The sequence below is a fragment of the Streptomyces sp. NPDC002536 genome (genome assembly GCF_053594995.1).
In genome coordinates this window covers 1-21,048 of record NZ_JBSFWU010000026.1, presented here as the reverse complement: position 1 = coordinate 21,048, position 21,048 = coordinate 1, and the positions used below count along the sequence as shown (strand labels likewise).

At 68.9% G+C, this 21,048-nt stretch carries 22 protein-coding genes and 1 pseudogene; 8 read left to right on the top strand and 15 right to left on the bottom strand.

Annotation, left to right across the window (positions count from 1 at the left end):
- Positions 1-61: 61 nt before the first annotated feature.
- From ACWD4B_RS12375 to ACWD4B_RS12365, 3 genes are read right to left on the bottom strand one after another with little or no spacing between them, the layout of a single operon-like run.
- A complete protein-coding gene (locus tag ACWD4B_RS12375; RefSeq protein ID WP_451420708.1) occupies positions 62-457 on the bottom strand; it encodes a contact-dependent growth inhibition system immunity protein in 396 nt (131 codons plus the stop codon).
- Positions 454-927, bottom strand: a complete 474-nt coding sequence (locus ACWD4B_RS12370; RefSeq protein ID WP_451420707.1) for a hypothetical protein — start codon at positions 925-927, stop codon at positions 454-456. Before ACWD4B_RS12370 ends, ACWD4B_RS12375 begins: the two co-directional genes overlap by 4 nt.
- Positions 924-1,631 (bottom strand): DUF4328 domain-containing protein, encoded by a 708-nt coding sequence (locus ACWD4B_RS12365; protein ID WP_451420706.1) that lies wholly within the window; start codon positions 1,629-1,631, stop codon positions 924-926. Before ACWD4B_RS12365 ends, ACWD4B_RS12370 begins: the two co-directional genes overlap by 4 nt.
- A gap of 880 nt (positions 1,632-2,511) precedes the next feature.
- Between ACWD4B_RS12365 and ACWD4B_RS12360 the strand changes: the two genes are divergently transcribed.
- Positions 2,512-2,922, top strand: a complete 411-nt coding sequence (locus ACWD4B_RS12360; protein WP_451420705.1) for a hypothetical protein — start codon at positions 2,512-2,514, stop codon at positions 2,920-2,922.
- On the opposite strand, the gene ACWD4B_RS12355 is transcribed toward ACWD4B_RS12360, so the two are convergent.
- Genes ACWD4B_RS12355 through ACWD4B_RS12345 form a run of 3 tightly spaced genes read right to left on the bottom strand, consistent with a single transcriptional unit; the run spans position 2,891 to position 7,832 of the window.
- Positions 2,891-5,740, bottom strand: coding sequence for a pyridoxal-dependent decarboxylase (locus ACWD4B_RS12355; protein WP_451420704.1), 2,850 nt, complete (start codon positions 5,738-5,740; stop codon positions 2,891-2,893). The two genes, ACWD4B_RS12360 and ACWD4B_RS12355, sit on opposite strands and share 32 nt — an antisense overlap.
- Positions 5,725-6,465 carry a hypothetical protein gene (locus tag ACWD4B_RS12350; protein WP_451420703.1) on the bottom strand — a complete coding sequence of 247 codons (741 nt, stop codon included), beginning with the start codon at positions 6,463-6,465 and terminating at the stop codon, positions 5,725-5,727. Before ACWD4B_RS12350 ends, ACWD4B_RS12355 begins: the two co-directional genes overlap by 16 nt.
- Complete coding sequence (locus ACWD4B_RS12345) at positions 6,462-7,832, bottom strand: pyridoxal phosphate-dependent decarboxylase family protein (protein WP_451420702.1); 1,371 nt, start codon at positions 7,830-7,832, stop codon at positions 6,462-6,464. Before ACWD4B_RS12345 ends, ACWD4B_RS12350 begins: the two co-directional genes overlap by 4 nt.
- Between ACWD4B_RS12345 and ACWD4B_RS12340 the strand changes: the two genes are divergently transcribed.
- Positions 7,744-8,241 carry a transposase gene (locus tag ACWD4B_RS12340; protein ID WP_451420701.1) on the top strand — a complete coding sequence of 166 codons (498 nt, stop codon included), beginning with the start codon at positions 7,744-7,746 and terminating at the stop codon, positions 8,239-8,241. The genes ACWD4B_RS12345 and ACWD4B_RS12340 overlap by 89 nt on opposite strands.
- Here the strand turns inward: ACWD4B_RS12340 and ACWD4B_RS12335 are convergent.
- The 5 genes from ACWD4B_RS12335 to ACWD4B_RS12315 all read right to left on the bottom strand — a co-directional run bounded on the left by ACWD4B_RS12335 (position 8,238) and on the right by ACWD4B_RS12315 (position 12,148).
- The gene (locus ACWD4B_RS12335; RefSeq protein ID WP_451420700.1) at positions 8,238-8,648 is read right to left on the bottom strand and encodes a VOC family protein; all 411 of its coding nucleotides are present in this window, start codon (positions 8,646-8,648) and stop codon (positions 8,238-8,240) included. The genes ACWD4B_RS12340 and ACWD4B_RS12335 overlap by 4 nt on opposite strands.
- 189 nt (positions 8,649-8,837) lie before the next feature.
- Positions 8,838-9,299 carry a hypothetical protein gene (locus tag ACWD4B_RS12330; RefSeq protein WP_451420699.1) on the bottom strand — a complete coding sequence of 154 codons (462 nt, stop codon included), beginning with the start codon at positions 9,297-9,299 and terminating at the stop codon, positions 8,838-8,840.
- A gap of 225 nt (positions 9,300-9,524) precedes the next feature.
- Entirely contained in the window at positions 9,525-9,857 is a 333-nt protein-coding gene (locus tag ACWD4B_RS12325; RefSeq protein WP_451420698.1) for a helix-turn-helix domain-containing protein, read from the bottom strand.
- 501 nt (positions 9,858-10,358) lie between these two features.
- Entirely contained in the window at positions 10,359-11,609 is a 1,251-nt protein-coding gene (locus ACWD4B_RS12320; protein WP_451420697.1) for a hypothetical protein, read from the bottom strand.
- Positions 11,606-12,148 (bottom strand): hypothetical protein, encoded by a 543-nt coding sequence (locus tag ACWD4B_RS12315; RefSeq protein ID WP_451420696.1) that lies wholly within the window; start codon positions 12,146-12,148, stop codon positions 11,606-11,608. The genes ACWD4B_RS12320 and ACWD4B_RS12315 overlap by 4 nt, the downstream gene beginning before the upstream one ends.
- Positions 12,149-12,769: 621 nt before the next feature.
- On the opposite strand from ACWD4B_RS12315, the gene ACWD4B_RS12310 reads away from it, so the two are divergent.
- Positions 12,770-13,198 carry a DUF6415 family natural product biosynthesis protein gene (locus ACWD4B_RS12310; RefSeq protein WP_451420695.1) on the top strand — a complete coding sequence of 143 codons (429 nt, stop codon included), beginning with the start codon at positions 12,770-12,772 and terminating at the stop codon, positions 13,196-13,198.
- 523 nt (positions 13,199-13,721) lie between these two features.
- Positions 13,722-14,153: an NUDIX domain-containing protein gene (locus ACWD4B_RS12305; protein ID WP_451420694.1), complete on the top strand. Its 432-nt coding sequence runs from the start codon at positions 13,722-13,724 to the stop codon at positions 14,151-14,153.
- 162 nt (positions 14,154-14,315) lie between these two features.
- On the opposite strand, the gene ACWD4B_RS12300 is transcribed toward ACWD4B_RS12305, so the two are convergent.
- Positions 14,316-16,205 carry a tetratricopeptide repeat protein gene (locus ACWD4B_RS12300; protein WP_451420693.1) on the bottom strand — a complete coding sequence of 630 codons (1,890 nt, stop codon included), beginning with the start codon at positions 16,203-16,205 and terminating at the stop codon, positions 14,316-14,318.
- 259 nt (positions 16,206-16,464) lie between these two features.
- Here ACWD4B_RS12300 and ACWD4B_RS12295 point away from each other — a divergent pair, with 259 nt between their 5' ends.
- Positions 16,465-16,608 carry a hypothetical protein gene (locus ACWD4B_RS12295; protein ID WP_451420692.1) on the top strand — a complete coding sequence of 48 codons (144 nt, stop codon included), beginning with the start codon at positions 16,465-16,467 and terminating at the stop codon, positions 16,606-16,608.
- Positions 16,609-16,651: 43 nt separating this feature from the next.
- Positions 16,652-17,063: pseudogene (locus ACWD4B_RS12290) on the top strand (helix-turn-helix domain-containing protein); the annotation flags it as partial.
- Here ACWD4B_RS12290 and ACWD4B_RS12285 read toward each other — a convergent pair.
- Together ACWD4B_RS12285 and ACWD4B_RS12280 are read right to left on the bottom strand one after the other, a co-directional pair.
- The gene (locus tag ACWD4B_RS12285) at positions 17,022-17,474 is read right to left on the bottom strand and encodes an NUDIX domain-containing protein (protein WP_451420691.1); all 453 of its coding nucleotides are present in this window, start codon (positions 17,472-17,474) and stop codon (positions 17,022-17,024) included. The pseudogene ACWD4B_RS12290 and the gene ACWD4B_RS12285 sit on opposite strands and share 42 nt — an antisense overlap.
- Entirely contained in the window at positions 17,461-17,937 is a 477-nt protein-coding gene (locus ACWD4B_RS12280; RefSeq protein ID WP_451420690.1) for an NUDIX domain-containing protein, read from the bottom strand. The genes ACWD4B_RS12285 and ACWD4B_RS12280 overlap by 14 nt, the downstream gene beginning before the upstream one ends.
- 519 nt (positions 17,938-18,456) lie before the next feature.
- Between ACWD4B_RS12280 and ACWD4B_RS12275 the strand changes: the two genes are divergently transcribed.
- Positions 18,457-18,963, top strand: coding sequence for a hypothetical protein (locus ACWD4B_RS12275; protein ID WP_451420689.1), 507 nt, complete (start codon positions 18,457-18,459; stop codon positions 18,961-18,963).
- 140 nt (positions 18,964-19,103) lie between these two features.
- Here the strand turns inward: ACWD4B_RS12275 and ACWD4B_RS12270 are convergent, their stop codons facing one another.
- Positions 19,104-19,514 (bottom strand): hypothetical protein, encoded by a 411-nt coding sequence (locus ACWD4B_RS12270; protein WP_451420688.1) that lies wholly within the window; start codon positions 19,512-19,514, stop codon positions 19,104-19,106.
- A gap of 257 nt (positions 19,515-19,771) precedes the next feature.
- Between ACWD4B_RS12270 and ACWD4B_RS12265 the strand changes: the two genes are divergently transcribed.
- Positions 19,772-20,251 (top strand): hypothetical protein, encoded by a 480-nt coding sequence (locus ACWD4B_RS12265; protein WP_451420687.1) that lies wholly within the window; start codon positions 19,772-19,774, stop codon positions 20,249-20,251.
- The last annotated feature ends 797 nt before the right edge of the window (positions 20,252-21,048 follow it).

Here is a 21,048-nt window from a genome sequence, read left to right as displayed (position 1 = left end):
TCCTCGAATCCTCGTAGACAGCCGGCCCCGCCCCTCGCCGACGGCAGCCACTGTCAGCGGCCTACAGCGCCAGGAACCCCTCGACCTCGCGTTTCAGGGGAGGCGGCACGTCGGCCAACTCCGAGACAATCGAGCGGATTTCCCGCCTGAGTTCGGGGGACTCGCTCCAGGCCTCCCCATCCCTGGTGAGCACGGCCGCCAGCAGGTCTCCCTCGTACATGTCGCCTTCCGCCAGTGGGTCAACCCGAAGGACTTCCACGGCCAGCGGCAGGAGATGGGCAAGGCCCACGTTCTGCTTGATCAGCAACCGCATGTTCTCGACCGCCAGGCCGCCGATCGGCTTGCGCCGCAGCTCGCGCACGGTTGCCATCAGCCGGGTTTCGCCGCCTGACCCGGCCGGCCAGCGGTCGCGCTCAAGTTCCTCAAGGGAGCGGTCACGGTTCACGAGTCGAGTCACTGACCGATCGTCCCATGCCAGGTCTCCAACGCGATTCTGAGGGATTCGAGTTCAGCTCGGGGGAAGTGGTCACACCACTTGCCCCGGTAGCCGCTCTCGCCGTAGGTCTGGGCCACTTCATCGAAGCAGCGGATCACAGCACGGGCCAGCGGATCGGCGTGGAGCTGGCCCGACCAGATCCCGGTTCCCTTGTTGTCGTGGTCACTGCCGTGGCCTAGCTCCAGCAGGCGGATCCAGACCTCGTCGGCTTGGCGGTAGAAGATCCACCGGTAGGCGGTCGGCTCGGCCTCGAACTGCACCCGGGTTTCCGTCTCGCCCGAGACGAGCCGGGTCACTGCAGTGAGGAGATCCTCCGGCGCACTGGTGATATATGACGCCGTGAGGTCGACTTTCCCCCGGTGGTCCTCAACAGTGCAGTCGGCCCAGCCACGCCCACGCAGCGTCCAGCCCACCCGCATGTCTGCCGTCACGGCTGCTCCCCGTCAAGGATGTGCCGGTCGGGCTCGGGTGCGGGCTGCGGCTCTTGCATGGCGGTGAGCTTGCGGACGAAGAGGATGGCGAAGATGGCGGCCGCCAGGTTGAGCAGGTCCGAGACGGCCACCGCGACGATCGACTGCTGAAGCGCGTCGACGGTGTCGGCCCGCTTGTCGAGCGTGGAAGCGATCCGGTCGGCCAGCAACGACACGACGACCAGGCCCCACCACACGTTCACGGGCCGGCGCGACACCTCACGCCAGGCCCCGTCGGTGGACGCCGCCTGCGCGCTCGCTCTCCACACCTCGCTGGCCACCCGGTACGGCATCCACAAGTTGGCGAACGGCACGAACCACCCGCCGATAGCCCACCCCTTGCCCAGGGTGCACACGTCCTGGGCGAAGTAATCCGCGTTCGCACGGACGCGCTCGAACCAGACGATGAAGGCGACGGCGGTAGCGAGCGTGCCCAGGATCTGCAGCAGGCCGGCCACGCTGTAGAAGACGTCCGCGTGCTTGAGATCCAAGTCGCTGGCCGACAACAGGTCGTCCAGCACCGCGTACTGGTTGATGTCGGCGCCAACCGCGAGGAGGTCGGCGCCGGCGACCAGGGCGAGCAGCACGGTGACGGCCGTTGCGGGACGGCGGGGTGAACGGAGCACAGGGCCGCCGGGCAGCGGCCCGGCAGGGCTGTACGACATAGGCAAAAAGACTCCCGAGAACAACAAAAAGCCCGCCTCAAAGCGGGTGCATATGGAACCTACGTCACGGTCTGTGGCATGTCCAACGAGATATCTGCTTCGCGCAGGCGCCGCGCAGGAGGCCACTGCCGGCACAGGGCTGATCGCTACTGTGGGCAGCGTGGAGTGAAATGCCAGTGAAAATGGGTGGAGACGGCGAATATCAAGCGTCTACTCAACGGGAGAGTTCCTGCCCGGCTTTGGAGACATTTCACGCCCGCCCGTGAGTATGCGCCACCTGAGCCGCTGGCACCGGAACTTCGCGTTCCAACCCCGGCTACATCGACACCGCGGACCACCCCCGCCCCAAGGGTATGCACGCATCAGCACCGTCCCACAGCCAAGACGATCACCGCGGCAGCCCAGGTGAATTGGCCAGCAGAGTCACGAAGGCAGTCACCTCAACTGTCGCGTACGGATCTGCGGGAGCCCGGGGGTGAGATTCCCCGGACACATCCGGCCGTTTTTCGGACGTGCTTGGTCGGCACGCGGGCGAGCAGTGCCATGCCGGGTTCCCGCTCCAGACCGCGGATCTGCTGGGTGGTTCGTGGTCCAGGGGCCGCGGGCGGGCTGGTGGTCAGGACCGCCGTGTGCGCCCCCTGCGTGGCACGAGCTGCCGTTCCTCGACGGAATCCAACGCGGTTGGACACGGAGGTGTCCCTGTGATCGGGACAATTCTGGTTCCGGGAACGGCTGGTGCGAGCAGGGAGGGTGTGTCATGCGCTGGGTGGGATCGTGGGCAAAAGCGTTCGGGAGCGCGGCCTTGACTGTGGGGATGGTGACGGCAGGGCCGTGCGCGGCGCCGGCGGAGGCGCACGGGCCGGGGGCTGCCGTGAGCTGCGTGGGGACCAACACCATCGAGTTCTCCCCGGGACTGAGGCTGCAGGCGAGAAGGACCCGGATCACCGGGACGGGTGCCTACACCTGTACCTCCGCCGAGCCCGGTTTCACCTCCGCCACGTCCGAGATCAGCGGGGGAGGGGTGAACGGGTGCTTCGCCTCCGACGCCACCACAGTGGAGAAGATCACCTGGAGCAACGGCGAGAAGAGCGTGGTGGTCTACCCCATGGGGGACGTCCGGCAGGTGGCCGGACAGGCCGTCGTGCTGGTGGCCGGCACCGTGGTGTCGGGCGCCTTCCAGGGGCGGACCGTCGCTTCGCCCGGTCTCCAGCTCACGCTCGACGTGCCGTCGTGCGCCACGGACCGGGGAGTTCCGCTGATCACCGGTCCTTCGACGCTGTTGATCCTCTGACCGCGCTCAGCGACCGGCGGCCGTGACGGGCCACCTGGTCGAGGACGTATGCGACATCGTCCCGGGTGCTGGTGGGGTTGATGGTGCACATCCGCAGCACCGTGGCGCCGTGCACCCGGGTGGTCAGGAGGAGCGCCCCACCTTCCGTGCACACTGCTCGGCTGATGTACTCCTGTGCGGAGTCGGCGTCCCAGCCGGACGGCGCGTCGGCCGGCTGATAGCGGAAGGTGAGGACGGCAAGGCTGGCCGGGGTGACCAGCCTCAGCTCGGGCCGGGCCGTGACCAGGGTTGCCGCGTGCTCGGCCAGGTCCATGCCGTGCTCGATCGCCTGCCGGAAGGCCCGTGCGCCGAAGGCCTTGAGCGACAGCCACAGTTTCAAGGCCCGCAGTCCGCGGCTCTGCTGGGGGCCGTGGTCGGAGAGATTGACCTCGCCTCCCCGGGGGTTGGTGGGGGTGAGGTAGCCGGTGTCCAGGGCGTGGCGCGCCAGGTCGAAGGTGCTGCGCAGCAGTTCCGGGCGGCGCAGCAGGACGCATCCGATCTCGTAGGGCTGGAAGAGCCATTTGTGCGGGTCGACGGTGAGGGAGTCGGCGCGGCGCAGTGCCGCGCGCAGTTCCTGACCGCGGGTGGTAGCGGCCGCCGCCGCGCCATGGGCGCCGTCGACGTGGAGCCAGAGTCCTTCCCGTTCGCAGAGATCGGCGAGGTCGTCGAGGGGGTCGACGGCGCCGGTCCCGGTGGTGCCGAGTGTGGCGACGACGACGAAAGGGCGCAGGCCGGCGCCGCGGTCGTCGCTGATGCGCCGGGCGGTCTCCGCCGGGTCGAGACGCAGTGAGTGGTCGGCCGGTACGGCGGAAAGACGACTGCGGCCGAGGCCCAGAAGGTGGGCGGCACGCGAGATGGACGGGTGGGCCTGGGTGGAGCAGTAGAGCCGGGCGCGGGAGCAGTCGTCGCCGAGGTAGTGGTCGCGTGCGACGGCCAGGGCGGTGAGGTTGGCAAGGGAGCCGCCGCTGACGAACAGGCCGCCGGTCTCCTCGGGAAGGCCGAGGAGGGTCTTGAGCCAGCCGAGAGTGGTGAGTTCGAGCTGGGTGGGGCCTGCGCCGACCATCCATGCCCCCGGTACGGAGAGGTAGGCGGAGGCGAGGGCGTCGGCGAGCACGGCCGGGAAGTTGCCGGTGGAGGGGGTGAAGGCGAAGCTCCGGGGGTGGTCGAGACGGGTCGCCTCACCGAGGGCGTCGCGGGTGACACGGTCGAGTACGGGGCGCAGGTCGTCGGTGCCGTCTTCGGGCAGGGGCTCGTCCAGGACGGCCCGCAGGCCGTCGGGGGAGGGGACGCGCAGGGGCGGGCGTGCACGGGAGGTGGTGAACCGTTCGATGATGAGCTCGAGCGTATGCAGGCCCGCCGTGCGCATCGGTCCATCGGGAAGCCGGAGCAGGGGTGTTGCGGCTTCGTCGGCGGCCGCTGTGCCACCCTCCCCCGTCCGGGACCGGTCGTGGTAGGCGGCGATCCAGGCCCGTGCCTGCGGATGGAGGCGGGGCCGGGGTTCGAGGGGGCCTGCGGTGTGCCCGAGCTGGAGCAGGGCCAGTTCCTGGCCCGCGGTGACCGGGCCCGGAGGAGCGATGGCCCAGCACAAGGCCTCGTCGTCGGGGATCTCGGCGAGGTCCCAAGGCGCGGGGAGCGGTCCTGATGTCGTCCGGCCGTCGAGCCGGTAGCGCCCGGTGGGGACGAGGCCGTGCACCGCGGTGTCCTCGGCGGCGTGGACGACGAGCTGGCTCGGGCGGCGCGGTCCCGGCGGCAGCGTGCCGGGCACGGACGGCGGCAGCGCGGGCAGGAGGAAGGAGAGGATGTGCAGCCCCAGACAGGGCAACAGTCCCGCCGCGCGCTCGGCGGTCTGGACGAGGGAGACCACCGTCTGGAAACGGGGGTTGACCTCGACGGCGAGGAGCCGGCCGGCCTCCTCGACGAGGTCGAGGCCGAAGACGCCCCGGAAGCCGCGGCCGCGCAGTACCTCGCCCACGTGCCGCGCCGCCTCGCGGGCCTGTCCGTACAGCCCGTCCGGCAGATCACCGGGGTGCACGAGCTGGTTGCCGCAGTGCGCGCCCCAGGAGGCGGCGAGCTCGGGCAGCCCCACCAACTGGTGGGAGACGGCGGAGACCACGGTCCTGTCCGGCCCGGCACACGCCGTCACGGTCAGGGAGATCCCGGGAGCCCGACGGCTCAGCCGGACCGGCTCGCCCGGCCATGCGGCGAGGCAGTGGTCCAGTTCGGCCGGGGAGTCGAGCGGGACGGTGCCCCGTCCGATCAGGTTGTTGTGCCTGCGCTGGACCACTGCTCCGGGCCAGCCGTCGTTCCAGTACGCCTGTGCCGGTGCCCGCCCGATCGCGGGGACGACCACGCACGGCGGGGTGGCCACTCCTGCTTCCTCGAAGAGCTCCAGCGCGCAGATCTTGTCCGCCGCCCAGGCGGTCACCCCGGGGTCCGGTGCGAGCAGCCGGTAGCCGTGAGTACGGGCCCAGGTACGGGCGTTGGGGCCGTGTTCGGGCGCGAACGAGACGCACACACGACGCGGTCCCGGCGTGCCCCGGAGGTCTGCCGGTGCCGGCAGCGGCCGGAACGCGGAGACCGGCTCATGGCGGAGCCAGGCCGGTGCCGGGCGGAAGGACGCGCTGACGAACGGGCAGTGGTCCAGCCACACGGCCTCGTCGAGCAGATCGTCCAGCAGATTCCGGCCGGTGGCGGCGTCGATGCCCTCGATGTCCCCGGGCACCCCCGCGGCGGGGCCGGTGCCGCTCGGGCCCGGGTGGCCGTTCAGCCGGTGTCGCACGATGATCCCTCCCGGACCGGGTGCTGGGCGAGGTGGGCGCGCAGGAGCGAGGCGCCGCCGGGCACGCACCGCTCGCAGATCCTGCCGTGGTGCCGCCGATTGCGGCGCTGAGCCGCGCGGAGTGCGGCCGCTCCCCGGAGCACCGTCCCGGGAACCGAGGTGTCCCGGAGGAGCTCTTGCACCGCGCGCTCGAGGTCGCGCAAGCGGCGCACCATGGCACGGTGGTCCCGGTTGAACACCCCCGAGAACCCCGGGGGCATGTGGGGAGGCTCCATGGTCGGGCGGATCTCGTCCCGGTAGGCGGCGGCAGGGAAGTCCGCGGCGTACTCCATGGCAGCAGTGGCGGCGTCGTACAGCAGCCGCACCTCCGCCATGCTGTCGGCCAGCTGATGCCAGACGGAGCCCTGCACGGCGGACAGACAACGGTCCAGATCGATGTTCATGGCCGTGAGCAGCAAGTGGAGCAACTGGTGCCCGAGTTTCCACCGGCGCAGCGCGCACGGCAGGCTTCCCAGGGAGACCGTGTCGAACAACACCAGGGGCTGCGTCTCGACGATGCGGGAGGCGAGCCGCAGCCCCGTGACGAGCGTGGTGCGCAGCTCCTCGTCGATGCGGGTGCGGGGCAGGTCGCCGAGGAGGCACGCCTGCAGGTGCACGGTGCGGGTCCGTGCTGGCTCCCTGAGGATGCCGAAGTACCGGTCGTAGTCGTTCGCGCAGGCGGTCACTCCGCCGGCCTCGCGAGTTCTGCGACGCGGTGGTGCAGACGGTCCAGGTACGACTCGCTCTCCGGTTTCATCAGGACGCTGCGCAGAATGTGCGTGTCTTCGCGGTCACGCACGACGTGTGCGTGGCGGTGGGTGAAGGCCTCCGCGCCGACACGCGCGACGCTGAGGAAAACAGGTTTCTCCTTGGCTGCCATGCCGCGCCGCATCACCTCCTGCGAGGCGGCGCCGATCCGGGACAACGCAGCGGGCTCCGTGCAGGGGTAGTACGTCATGATGTCCAGCTCGGGCCGCTGGTAGAGCTCCAGGTGGGGCGAGTCGTCGATCAGGGCGGCCCACCGGAGTGCGGCACGGCGTCCTGCGGCGAGCACGCCGCCCAGCCCCTGCCGCGTGAGGGGCATCAGCCGCAAGGTGAGCCACAGGGCGGCCGCAGCCGCCCCCGAGCGCGAGCACTCCAGACTGATCTCCCCCAGGTGCGGCCGGACGGAGGTGAAGTACGTGTAGGGGGAGTCGTGCCGGTAGAAGCGTTCCACCGTGGGATCGGCGAAGAGCACCGCGCCGCAGCCGTAGGGCTGCAGGCCGTGCTTGTGCGGGTCGATCACCACCGAGTCGCTCCGCGCCACGGCCCGCAGGGCCTCGGCGGTGGCCGCGTCCGTGAGCGGGTCGTCGGTGAGCAGCGCGAAGAACCCGCCGTAGGCGGCGTCCACGTGGACGCGGGCACCGTACCGCCGCGCCAGCGGCACGATACGGTGCACCGGATCGACCGCGCCCAGCGCCGTGGTCCCGGCGGTGGCGACGACCGTGCCCACGTCTCCCGAGGCCAGCAGCCGCTCCAGCGCGGCCACGCTCATCCGCCCCCGGCCGTCGACCGGCACGGTGTGCACGGTCATGCCCAGCAGATGACACATCCGCGCGTGCGTGTAGTGGCCTTCGGCGCTGACCGCGACGGAGCGCGCGGGACAGCTCTCCCGGGCGACGAAAAGGGCCTCCAGATTCGCCATGGTGCCACTGCTGGTGAGATGCCCGAGATGCGTCCCGAGCCCCACCATGGAGGCCAGCCGACCGACCGCTTCCTCCTCCATGACCGACGTGGCGGGACCGCCGTCCAGAGCGTGGTTGTTGGAGTTGACCAGCATCGCGGCCAGGTACCCGGCGACAGCGGCCGGGTGCGGCGGCTTGAGCATCTGCCCCGCGTAGCAGGGATGGAAGAACGGGTAGCTGCCGTGCAGTCGGCCGACCAATTCGTCGAACGCCTCGGCGCAGGATTCTTCACCGACCTCCATGGCCGGGTGGGCCGCGTACTCCTCGTACGACCGGGTCCACGCCTCGAACGCCTCGACCCCGTGCTCCAACCACCGCTTCAGCTCCATGACCGCCCCCCAGCGCCACAGCCCGCCCGACCGGGCAACCGTAGCCACGGCCTCCCGGCGCGCGCGGGCTCGGGCTGCCCGTCTCACCCGAACGAGGAGGCCCTGCGCGGGTGACCGCACCCCGAGGCCGTGCACCGTGGTGCTGGACAACGCCTCGGCACACACGGCCAAGGTGTTCAAGGGCCGCCGCGGCCAGCTGTCGAAGATCGGGGTGGACCTGTTCCACCTGCCGCCGCGCAGCCCGGAGTTGAACGACATCGAGCTGGTCTGGCGCCAGGCGAAGTACCAGGACTACCCGCAACGCGCCCAGACCAGCACCGACGCCATCGGCAAGGCCGTCGACCAGGCCATGAACCGACAACGCGACCGGATCCGACAGTCAGCAACGAACGTCATCGAAGCCACTTAGTCACGCTGGGGCCAGGTCGGGCCCTGGTCGGTCCAGATCACGCCCTTGTTGCGGCACAGACAGAAGGGGTGGCCGATCGGATCGGTGTAGACCTGCCAGCCGTAGCCGTTGGGGCCGATGAAGTCCTGCCTCAGCGTCGCGCCGAGGTCGAGGACGCGGCGCTGCTCGGACTCGATCTCGTCCACTTCGAAGTCGAGGTGGAACTGCTTGGGGTGCTCGCTGTCGGGCCACTGCGGAGCGCGGTAGTCGTCCACCCGGATGAACGCCAGCTCGATCTCGCCGAACTGGATGCCAGCCCAGTCCTCAGAGCTTCTTTCCTTAATCGGACGGCCCGTCACCTCGGAGTAGAAGGCCGCCAGCTTCATCGTGTCCGGGCAGTCGATAATGAAATCGGTGAGTCGCAGCATCCCGGGATCTTGTCACAAGCTCACACCCGACTTCGAGACAGGCCCCAGGTCGGCTCAGCTGAGGTGCGGGAACAAGGTCTGTACCGCAGCTACGGATCAGCAGCGGACTTCGACGGAGCCGCTTAGGACGGAACAGGCATCAGCCGTGGCAAGGTCTGGCGTCTGCGATCGCCGCTGCTTGTTTCCGACTCAACTCCGTCGGCGGGCCGCCGCGTCGCGTGAGGCGATCGCGTCGACGCCCCGCGTCAGCCACCAGAACCATGCGAATCCCAGCGCGAAGGCGCCGTCGATCGCCGCGGGCACGAGCGCCAGCGGCCGCGCTACCCCCCACGCGTACAGGGTGGACACATTGACCACATCGAACAGCTTGGCGAGGATCCCCAGCAGCACGATGCCCCGGTTCTGCGTCACGTCGCGGGAGACGAGGTGATAGCCGATGCCGATGAGCACCACAGAGAACCCGAAGTCCATCCACAGCCGCAGTGCCATCACGTCGCGCGTGACGTCCGGTGCGTAGGTGAGGTCGTACGTCCAGCGGCGCGCGAACAGGATGGGCAGCCCGATCACGTAGTTGAACAGCGCAGCCACCAGGAAGAACCGCGACCAGAACGTCGGATTCGGTACCCGTGGCGCACCTGATGTCGCGGCCATGACATAGCTCCTCTCCAGGCCCATCGCAAGCAGCCTAAGAGGCGGCACGGGAAAGCGCCTGCGGAGCGAACGGGCCATGGGCGCCCGTGCGGCTTGCCCCGGCTGCTGGCTGGCCCGGCCCCATCCTCGTTCGCCCATTGGGCAAGGCCCCCACACCATCCAGTCGCCCGAGCACGTGCCGGTAGAGCAGCGCCCAGCCCGCGGCCCCGAGGGCGGGGCGCCGGGCTAGTTCGAGGGACCCATCGACGTTGTCGGCGTTTTCGTGCGCCGGTGCAGGCCGGCTGGGTACAGGTCAGCCTGGAGCGCTGCTTCGAGGCGAGCGAGCGTCGCGAGATCGGGGTAGACCTCGCCACGGACGATGCGGCCCACGGTCGGGGCGCTCAGGCCTGCGTCCATGGAGGCCCTGCGCTGCGACAAGCCGCGCTCCTTCACGAGCGCGGAAAGGGCGCGGGCAAGGGCGAGGCTGTAGTGGACGGCCACGGGCGCGCCGTCGTTCGGCACCGCGTCATGTGGCCACTCGCCGGTGGTGTAGGCGCGAGGGATTTGGTCGCCGCGCACAACGTCCCCTGTCTGAAGCTGCCCCCATCGTGTTCCTCCCTATGATCGCGCACCTCGACTGCCCTCGAGGACGCATACGCCAGCATGATGCATATATGTTCCACGCGGATTCAGGAGGGGCCATGACGACATCCCACTTCGGGCTGCCTGTCGACCTCTCCGACCTGCCGGGCTTCAAGCAGGCGGAAGTGCGTCCCCGTCGCCCGGTGTTCGTTGGCCGCGTCTCCACCAAGGACAACCAGAACCCTGCCTCCTCCCTCCCGCGGCAGGTGGCCCTCGCCTCCGAAACGCCTGGAGGCGGGCGAGGAGTTCATCGCGCATTTCTGGGACGTCGAGTCCGGGATGCTCCCCCCGAATTACGGGGCCTCGGCCGCAGGAGATGTACGACGCCCTCGCTGTCCCGATCCCTCGGGACGGCGCGCTCCAGGACCTGGTGGACCGGGCCGAGGCCCTGGGCGTCACCCACGTCCAGGCCGAGCCGAGGGCATCCGCCATCGGGGGTCAGAGGCCTGTTGTCTGCTTCGCCCCTTGGAGGATGCTGGTGATGAGCTCCTCGGTCTGCGGCAGCATGTCGACGTCGAGGCGTCGGTTGACCGCCTGGAGCGCTTCGACGGCGTGCAACACGCCTGCACGGTTGCCAGCTTGGTGTTCCACGGTGATCCAGTCCTGGTAGAGGAGTTCGGCTGTGTCGTCGGCGTCGAGTCCGGTGGCGATGGCGCGACGTGCGGCGTCGAGGTCGGCGATGCCGGCTTGCGGGAGTTTGCGGAGGCCGGATTCGGCGAGTTCTTTGAACTGGTCCCAGTCGCAGCGTACGGACGTGCTGAGCCGGTAGCCGGTGTTGCGCTCGCGGGGGAGATAGGGGTTTCCGTCGGCGTCGGTGCCGAGGCGTTTGCGCAGTTCGGAGATGCGGACTTGGAGGGTGTTCTTCGACCAGGGGGCTGCGGGGTCCATGGCTTCGCAGAGTTCGTCGGCGCTGCGGCCCGGTTTGAAGTACAGCAGGGCGGCGAGCGAGGCGAGTTTGGGGCCGTGGCCGGAGGACTCGATCCCCGTGACGGACACGGGACCCAGCACCCGGATTTCCGGCGCAGCGCTGTTCGCGGGGTCCGTCAGGAAGGAGGGGAGAAGCTGCTCGTTGGACTCCGGCTCCTCGGGGTGTTCTCCCTCCGTTGCGTGCTCGGCTTCGGCGGTGCCGTCGCCGTCGGGCGCGTTGGGAGGGGGAACGACCTGGATGCTGTGGGTTGCTCCCGCTGCAGCAGTCAGGGCGAGGAATGGTGAAGTCTGCTGGGGAAGGGACGTGGCAGGGTCGTCCGCGTCAGTTGGTGGCCGGGACAGCGCGGGTGTCGGGGTGGCGCTGACGGCGGATGGGACGGGCGCTTCGGGAACGTGGGTCCAGGCTCCTTCGGCTGGTGCAGATGGCTGTTCGGCTGTGCGCAACGCGGTGAGGAACTGCTCGAAGATGTCGTCCGTCAGGCGCTGGAGGGACACCGGTGTGCCCAGAGCCGTGCAGGACTGCGGGTCTTCGTCGGCGGTGGCTTTGGCCATGGCGTCGGCGAGTTGCCAGGCGTCGTCGGGGGTGGTCTCGGCGGCGCAGATCAGCATCCAGGGCAGGGGCTCTGCCGCGTCCGGACGGTTCGTGTTCTGGTAGGCCTCAAGGAGGAACTCGCCCAGGTCGCGCAGCGCCGTGCGCGCGCCGGGGACAGCGCGGAGTCGGCCTTGGGGGAGGAGCCGGTCGATCTCGTCGTCGACGCTCACGGTGAGGATGTCGGCGTGGTCGCTCCATGCGGACGTGGCTGCTTCGGCGGCGATGGCGCGGGCGCTTCACGGATCCTTTCCACCGGGCCGTCCAGCAGGAGGGTGCGGACGTGCGGGAGGTTCAGCAGGAAGTGGCTGTCGTCCGTGCCGGTGCCTATGGTCACGAGGCCGGGGTAGGGGGCCGGGACGCGCTGTGCGTCGTCGGCGCCCAGCAGGCTGTCGCGGTCGGCCAGGGTCCACCAGCCGTCGTCCCCTTCGGTGAACGGCGCGCAGGGGGAGAGAGTCGAGTCCTCGGCAAGTACCTCGACGGTGTGGGTGCGTACACGGGCGCCGCGCAGCGCGGGGAGCGGTTGACCTGAGCTGGTTGCGCGGTGGGCCATGGTGCGCAGGGCGGTGTCCAGGAGTTCCACGCTGGCCGGCTCGCCTGTGGCGGTGAGGACTTGTTCGAGGCGGGACGGTTCGTCGGGGACGGCGATGCTTTCGCCGGGCTTGCGGCGGCGTTGTTGCAGGATGCGTTTGACGCCCAGGGTGCCGATCAAGCCGGCGGACAGCAGCGCCCCGGCTCCTGTGATCTGCCAGATGCTGTTGTCGGTTTGGGTCCTCTTCGCGGTGCCGAAGGCGGGCTTCGGTGATGGCGGTAGGGGACTGGTGCGGTGTGGGGCTGGGGAGGTCTGGCGGTGCGGGGAAGTCGGATTGGTCGGTTTGTCCGTGGGGTGGGTGGGCCGGGACGGGGGTTGGGGCGTCGCTGGGGGCGGCGTGCCGGGGTGGTGGCGTTCGTCTCGATGCTGCTGAGGTGCATCGCCGGATGAGGCGGGATTGGGCGGTGAGGGGAGGGTGAGTTCCTGGCCTGTGTAGATCAGGTCCGGGTCGGTGAAGTGGCGGCCGTCCGGCTGGGGTTGGTCGTGGTTGAGGTCGTAGATCTCGGGCCAGGCGCTGGCGTTGCCGAGTTCGCGGTGCGCGATGGTGGAGAGGCTGTCGCCGGGGTGGACGGTGACGGATCGATGCGGTGATCCCGTACTCGGAGATGCGGTGGCAGCGTGGGGAGTTGCTGTGGTGGGTGCAGGCGGCAGGCGGAGTTTCCATCCGGGTTGGAGGATGCCGTCGGCGCGGAAGACGGTGCCGTCGACTGACCCCTCATGCCTGTCTGGCCTGGTACAGCCATGCCCAACGGCGGACGCCTCGTTCCCGTGCCGAGCCTTCGCCGTAACGAGGATCAGCAGATCGAGCGCGTCACCGCCTTGATCCTCGACGCGACGGTGTCGCCGCCGGCCGGGGTCGTGAACGCCTCGACGCTCAAGCTCCGCCGCTTCATCGACACGATGGCCCCGCGGGTCAAGGGCACCGCGCACGAGCTCCTGCGGGAAGACGACCCTCGTCGCATCGCCGCCGCAAGGGTCGCTGACGAGGCCACGTACAGGGCGAAGTGCTTGGGCCCCGGAGACGGGCTGGAGAGCGCGTTCACGTACTGCCGGAGCCTGGCCACCATCGTGACGGAGCTACGCAGCCACTGGAAGAAGCTCGACCAGTCCGTTGGCACCGAACCGGGGCCGGGTCCGTGTCAGGCGGACGGCGCTCGAAGGCATCCCTGATCCGACAACGGCGTCCGTGTAGAAGCCCCGGACTGTGCTGGAGCGCGACCGGCATCAAGCGCGCTTGCCAGTCGAGTGCGGCCCACTGCGGGGTAGCTTGTGGCTCGCCATGACGGGGGCGGCACCCGCTGGTGCAGGGTCGCCGGAGTGGCGCTGTCGTCCCCACATTTTCGCGCGGCGCAGGCGACCGCACCGTAGACCGGCTGCCCCGGGAGCAGGCCTCCTTCGTCCACAGAGAAGCCGCGGCTTCCGCGACGCGGGGACCCGGGGCAGCCTTGGCCGGCCGCGTCCCTGAAGCGCTTCCCCTTCCATGGGGCGCGGCGCTGCAACCGGCCACCGGCCCGCACGTCTCCCCTTCGGTTCCCCCAGAAAGATGTGCGGGCCCACCCTCACACCACCTGAGTGACCGTCAATGCCAACAAGGGAGAAGCCGTGACGATAAACCTTGCCGCCCCGCCGCCCTGCCGGATCGGCTGCCTGGCCTGGATCCCCCCGGTTTCGGGGAGCAGACCGGGAGGACGCCGTGCTGATGGTGCAGGCGAACTACGGGCCGAAGAAGGGCTTCTACCAGCTGCCCGGCGGCCACGCCGACCACCTGGAACCCGACTGGGAGGCCATGCTGCGCCACGTCAAGCGCGAGCTGGGCATCGTGCCCGTCGTCGAGCGGCTGCTGGGCAAAGACTGGGTGCCCGCCAAAACCGAGACCGGTGCCGCGATGGGTCACAACTTCGTCTACCTGTGCAGGCCCGTGCCCGCCTCGGCGCAGCTCCGGCTGCCGACGGCCGAGCCCGGCATGGAGGCAGAGCTCACCGCCCACCGCTGGATGACGCCCGACGAACTGGCCGAGCACACCCAGCCCTACCAGGCCCGCCGCTTCCGGGCGATGTGGGAGGCCTGGAAGACGGACACCTTCGCCAACCTCAAGCACGGCAGGCCCCTCCCGCCGGCGGTATGAGGACGTCCGTCCTGGACGCCGGAGGATCCCACCCGGCCCCCAGGACGGAGCACCAGGCGTCCCGGCGCGGCCAGGGCAGCTCGCGCAGCCTTCCACCGCGTACGCGAGTGTCACGAGCCCCAAACGACGATGTTCCCGCGAACGCTCGTGGGAACACCCCACTCAGTAGTTCTGGGCCAGGTCTGTGGCAGCGGATGCGGTTTCTGGGTGGTCGGGGCCGAGGACGCGGGTGCGGGCCTCCAGGACGAATGTCAGGAGTCGACTGGCCTCGGTGGACCGGCCTTGGGATCGGAGTGCCAAGGCAAGGTGGTGACGGGTGCGCAGCGCGTCGGGGTGGTCGGACCCCAGGGTGTGTTCGCGGATCTCCAGGACCGTACGGTGCTCGGATTCGGCTTCAGCGTGTCGTCCCATCTCGCGCAGGGCGATGGCACGGTTATCGCGGCTGAACAAGGTAAAGGGGTGGTCGGGCCCCAGGGTTTCGGTGAGCGGTGTGAGGACAGCGCGGTGTTCGGCTTCTGCTTCCTCGACACGTCCCATGTCACGCAAGACGTTGGCGAGATTGTCGCGGCTGATCAGGGTGTCAGGGTGAGTGGGGCCGAGGTAGATGGTGCGGGCGGCGACGACCGCACGATGCTCGGCCAGGGCCTCGGGCAGGCGGCCGAGGCGCCGGAGGGCGCGGGCGGCGTTGTTACGGCTTCTCAGTGCATCTGGTCCAGGCGTCTCAGCAGCCCGGCGCCAGCCTACGACAGCCAGGTCGTAGCGGCCTTGGGCGTAGGCGGTGGCGGCAACGCGTTCTGCGTCAGCGTGATCAGCGCCGGCCAGTATCAGACGGACAACAGGCTCGGGGATAAGGTCACCAGGTCCGCTGCCGCGCTGGGTGACATCCAGCAGGTAGTCAAATACACCCACTCGCTCCCCGGATTGCTGAAGCAGCGCGGTAGTCGCCCGGCGTGGCCTCGTCGCCCACGCCCACGCCTCGTCCAGCGATTCGGGCCGCAGCCGCTCGCCACCGTGTTTCTCTAGGTAGTGCTCGTGAACGGCCTCAACGAGCGTGCGGGACAGCGACGCTGCGTGCCCTGCACGCCTGATCTCCACAGCAGCCGTTACCAGGGCCGCTGCCCGAGGATGTCCGGGAGCGTGCGCGCTGGTGTTTGGGCTCCACGCGTTCTGCCAGAGCTTGAGCAGCTCAGGGCCTGCCGCGAGGTACTCAGCGAGACCGTATTCGCTTCCCACGGTGAGCGCGCTCTCGATTCGCGGGTCCCACGCACGGAGCCTGGCCCGGTCGGTCTCGGCGGCGCTGAGCAGCCGGGGAAGGTAGACACGGTGAGCTTGGTGGAGCAGCTCCGCTGCCTGTTTCGGGGCGCCGCGCTCGTCGTCCTCGCCGGTCAGCAGGGCTTCCTCAGCCGTCCGGAGGGTGGCCAGGATGACACGGTGATGACCGCCGTTGTTCAGGAGTCGCCCGACGTCCTCGCGCTGTAGCCCGCCGGCCCCCAGATACCCCTCAAGATCGTTCAGCCAGAGTACGCAGCGACGCTCTCTTGCGGCCAACGCCAGTATGGCGGGCAGAACTTCACGGTCTTTCGGCGCAAGCAACAGGTGATCACCGAGCGTGGCCCGCATCGCCTCCCACGCCGACCGGGACTTCCCCGCAGTCGAGTCACCCACCAGCAGTATGAACCCGCCGCGTGCCAGCAACTCGCACAACTCGGTGTCAGCATCGCGCGGCACGTATGCAGGGATCCGCTCGGCAGCTCCCTCCTCGGACTGCGTGGCAAGAGCCGGATGAACGCCCAACAGGACCGGATCGGCCACCTCCTTAACGTGGATGAGCGACCCGTCCGCTCGCGTCAGAACGCCGTGCAGAACCCGATTTCGATCATCGTCAGCCTGCTTAACTGCCTGTTTGTACCTCTCCTGCCACAGCCCCATCACGGCCACGACCCCAGCGGCCCCCGCGCTCACTGCCGACACGAGCCATGGACTGGAGATCTTGAACGCAACGATCATCCCTGGTGCCGCCGTCAGTACACCCAGGCACGCCACGATCAACATGAGCCGCCCGTGCCGCCACTCCCGCATGACCCATACCTCCGCAAAGTGAGACGCGCCAAACAACTTGCAGGGTGGTTCGCGTTCCGCGTGGGAAATCGTCAGACGGCGCCCCCTCGCGTACCCGGTCGGCATTCTGCTCCGCGTGTGCGACGTTGGCCGCCAGCCGGCCCGTCAGCTTCTCCGCGTCCTGCACCGCTGGCGGAGACGGCAGGCTGCGCGCATGCCATCCTGGACCAAAGCCCAGCGGCACCAAAAGGACATGAATCCGAACGAACTTGAGGACTCCATCCAGCACACGCGCAACGCCGAAGGCAGAGAACACCGCTACGTGTACGCAGTCCTCAGCACCAGTGGAAAGGCCAAAGAGGTAGGCGTGGACATCGGCGACGACGCCGACTACTAAATGATGTTCCGTAAGCCCTGGTCAGGCGTGTGATGATCTTGGTGTGGGTGCTGTGGTGACGGCCTCGGAGCCGGGCTGGATAGGACTGTTCTCGGGGCTGAGCGAGCGGAAGTTCCGCAAGCTCGTGGGGCTTGTCCGGCGTCGGGTCGGCGGTGTCCCGTCCGGCGGCCGGCCGTGGGGGCTGCCGCTGGAGGACCGGGTGCTTGCTGGTGTCCGCGTACTGGCGGACGAACCTCACGATGCGGCAGCTGGGCCCGCTGTTCGGGATCTCGAAGTCGGCCGCGGACCGGGTCATCGATCACATCGCGACGTTCCTCGCGCTGGCACCGGTCCGCCGCCGGCACCCGGCGGGCACGGTTCTGATCGTGGACGGCACCCTGGGCCCAACCCGCGACCGGAACATCGCCTCGTCTTCAAAGAACTACCGCAACGGGACGAACCTCCAGGTCGTCATCTAGGCTCCACTGACACCAAGGCCCCGACTGCCGTACTCGGCAGCCGGGGCCTTCGCCATGGTTGGTGCATGGGTAGTCTTCCCCGTCCGGCACCCGGATGCTGGCGTACTGGCCGGGATCTACGCGGAGGGCGAAGACGAACAGCTCGTACGGGTCGGCGATGTACTTGTTGCCCCAGTGGCGGTCCGCGGTGAGGTGCTGGACGGCCAGCAGCCGCCCGGGCTGGCTGTCGAGCCCGGTCTCCTCGCGGGCCTCGCGCATCGCGCACTGCCGGGGCGTCTCGCCGCACTCGGCCTTGCCGCCGGGGATCACCCAGTGCCCGGTCTTGGCATGGTGGACAAGCAGGACGCGTCCGTCCCCGTGGTGGATGAACACGCCGGCGCCCACCAGAAAGTGGTCACCAGTAGCCATCGGATCGCATCTCCAGATACGCCGTCGCACCGGCTTGCTGCGCGCGGTGGACGGCTGCGAGCCGTTCCCACCACCGCGTGTCCATCACCTTCGCCCACTCGTCCACCGACCGGACTGCGAACGCGTCGTGCTCGTCCGGATCAAGAGCGATCCGGTCAAGCTCGTCGGCTGTGAGCTGACCGCCGTCGAACGCGAACCCGAGCTTCGCCACCGGCCACTGCCCCACCGACTGCCAGAACACCGCGAGGAGCTTCGGCTGGCCGGTGAAGATGATGCCGGTCTCTTCCCTGCATTCCCGCACGGCGGTATCGAACGGCGACTCGTTCTCGTTGTCGGTGTTGCCGCCCGGCCACTGCCAGACCTGCGCGTGCTGCGTGACGCACGAGCGCAGCTGCAACACCCGGCCCGCGGTGTCGGTGAAGAACATGCAGCCGAAGCTCGCGTGCATCGGCAGCCTCTTCACGTACTGCTCCGGTGGAATCCATGGATTCGCCAACGTGATCCCTCCCTACTGGAGAACGGAGTGCAGCAGGCCGGCGGCCTCAGTGACAGTGTCGACGGAGTGCTGGGGACGGGGGCCGGAGCGCGGGCGGCCGTCACAGCTGTGCCGCTGAGAGCACGGTAGAGCTGGTGCGGGACGACCCACCGCACGTCGCGGGTGTGGGCGCAGGCGGCGGTCAGCGGCAGCTCGATGACGGTGTTCGGCCGCAGCAGCCGGGCACCTCGACCTCACGGTCTCGGCCCACGCCGACGACGGCACCATCGACGCCGTCGAGTACCGCGACCACCCTTCGCGATCGGCGTCCAATGACACCCGGAGCCCGTGACGACCTGCGCCTGATGGAGGCGCTTATGCAGGGGTGAACTTATACAGCACGTGACGCGATGCCGCTCGGTAAGCCCGGAATTACGGTAGGACAAGCCTAGTTCTTGCCGCACTGTACGCGTGTGGACGACATCACTTCCGCCATTCATCGGCGTCGTGCTCGGCACCGTCGCATCGCTCGTGGGCCAACTCCTGCAAGGACGCGCATCGGAGCGGACGGAGGCGCGCCACAGCGAACGCGAACGTGCCGAGGCGCGCCGCAGCGAACACCTCACCCACATCGTTGCCTTCCTGTGCGCGTTGCAGGAAGCCGAACGGGTCGCCGTGGACCGCTACCACCACAATGAGACCGATGCAGAGTGGCAGATGCGGGCCAGGCGGGCCCTCGACAGGGTGTGGGTGACCCAGAAGACGATCCACTTGGTGTGCACCTCCAAGGTCAACGATGCGGCACGAGAAGCTGCGTTCGCTGTCCAGGACGTGATCCGCAAGGGCCCGGGTGGCCCCGGAGAACCACGGGACGAGAGGGTTTGGCAGGCCATCAGCCCTAGTCGGCGAGCGTACCTCGACGCCGCGGCCGAGTACTTGAGCGAGGAGGAGGGACACGGGGGCGCGGGCCGTGACGATGTCTCCGGAGCTCCAACAGGACGGGACCGGGCATAGATCCGTTGACCATCCGACGGGCGGGGGCGTTCCATTACTGGACCCGCTGGGATGCCAGGACCGACCAGGCAGCGCCGTACCCGCCGGCGCCCCTACTGGAGGCGTACGGCGCTCATGGGGTCCGTGACGTTGTCGCGGTCCTAGACGTCGTCCGGCATCGTCGAGTCCGGGGCCCAGCGGCCGTGCGCACGGCGGGATTCACCGGATGCGCCAGCGCGCTTGGCCGTGGAGTTCCCGGAAGCGCGCCATCCGTGGGAGGTGACCTTGCGGCCCTTGGCGTCGCAGGCGCAGCCGGCGGCTTCGGTGAGGCACTGGGTGATGTCGTTGACGGCCTCGCCGGACAGGCCGTCACCGACGTTGCTCAACCAGTCAACTCTCCTGAGTACACGGCCTGTTGTGATGTCGTAGGCGGCGAGGGTGTCGCGATATTCGCACCATGCAGTGACGGGGTCGAGGACGTCGTCGCGGCGGCGCAGGCGGACGGTGGCACCCTTGCTTTCCTGGTCGGTCTTCGAGGAGCGGATCAGGAACTCGAGGCCTGCCGCGATCAAGGGGAGGCCACACGTTCCACCAGCACCGTCACCAGGTGCGGGAACGCCAACTCCAACAAGGCTTCACCACAACCGAAGGATGACGTCCAAGATGACGGAGCGTCACCGGCGCACAGTAGTACGATCCACTTCACGAAATTCGTGCCTGAACCCCATTCAGGCGTCGCCGACACGAGCCCGCTGCTGCTGAGCAGGGAGCGGAGGTGCCAGCAGGCAGGCACTGGTGTGGCTGCGTTGTTTCGGACATGCTGCGACGCATGGACTGGATGCCCCTGCTCTCCACGCTCACAGGTGCCGCCATCGGTGTCGCGGCCACCCTGATCGCTGATCGCAACCGGTGGCAACGCGAGGAGGTCCGTCACGCGCTGGAATTGCGGCGCGAGGCATACACGGAGTTCGTTTCCGCGCTCAAAGCCGCAGGTGAGGAGATGCGAGCCATCGCGTTGGGCGACCACAAGTCCGAGTCGGCGCGCGACGCAGCGGTGCGGGAGGCCTTCCGGGGTGTCGGCCTGTATACGGCTAGCGAACACGTCTGGCTCGTAGCCCCGCCGCGCGTCGTGGCGGCCTCGAATGAGGCGTTTCGCAGCCTGCAGAAGATACGCGACGCCTACGCACGGGGCGTGACAGTCGCCTCCGCCGAGGAGACGTCCCTCATCACACAGCGCCGCACGGCCATGGCTGAGATGCGCCGCCTCATGCGTGACGACCTGGGCATCAAGACCCCCGGGATGGAATGACAGTTGGGCACCTGGGGCGGAACGACAACCCCTCGGAGTCGCCCGTCAGTCGGACGCAATTGGGGACGGAGCAGGCTGCCGAGGGTAGGCGGAGCCCATCGTGCAGCGATGCCGCAGGCGCCCTTGACTGCCCGGGCCGACTCACCCGCACCTGCTGCACCCGGCAGCCCCGACCGGCGGGAGCTGCGCGCCTGCTGCGTACGTGCCGCGGCCCGGTGCACCAGCCGGCCCCATCTTCTTCCTGCCCGAACTGCCGCTCACGGAAGCGGGAAGGGTAGTTGATCGAGGGGGAGTCGGCTCGAACAGCTGGCACGAAACGCGCCGAGCCCGGCAGAATCCTCCACTGTGCCGAGCATGTTGGCCGGGGAGTCTGCGGAGGGCACATGTCGGGCGACTCGTCAGCAACCAGCATCATCGTGGCGGCGATCAGCACCGCTGCCACGATTGGTGCGGCACTGATCGGAGTTGTGGGGAACCGTGTGAAGCAGCCTGGTCAGCCCTCCCAGAGGCCAGCGGCCTTCCCTTGTCGGGCCAGCCAGATGTGGCTACGCCCTCGTCCAGACCGGCCGCATCGACTCAGGCGGGCTCAGTTGCCGCGCCGACGGGCGCAGGGATGCGACATGGCCGCGCCGTGATCGTTTTGGCCTGTGTGGCGTCCATCTGTTTCCTCCTGTTCCCGTTGAGGTTGCTGTCGGGGGGTCTGTAAAGCTTTTGGTGTAACTGGTGTGGTTTCTGGTTCAGTTGTGGACTGCTGAGAGGCGTCCGTCGAAGGCGATGTCGAATGCCTGGAGGGCTCG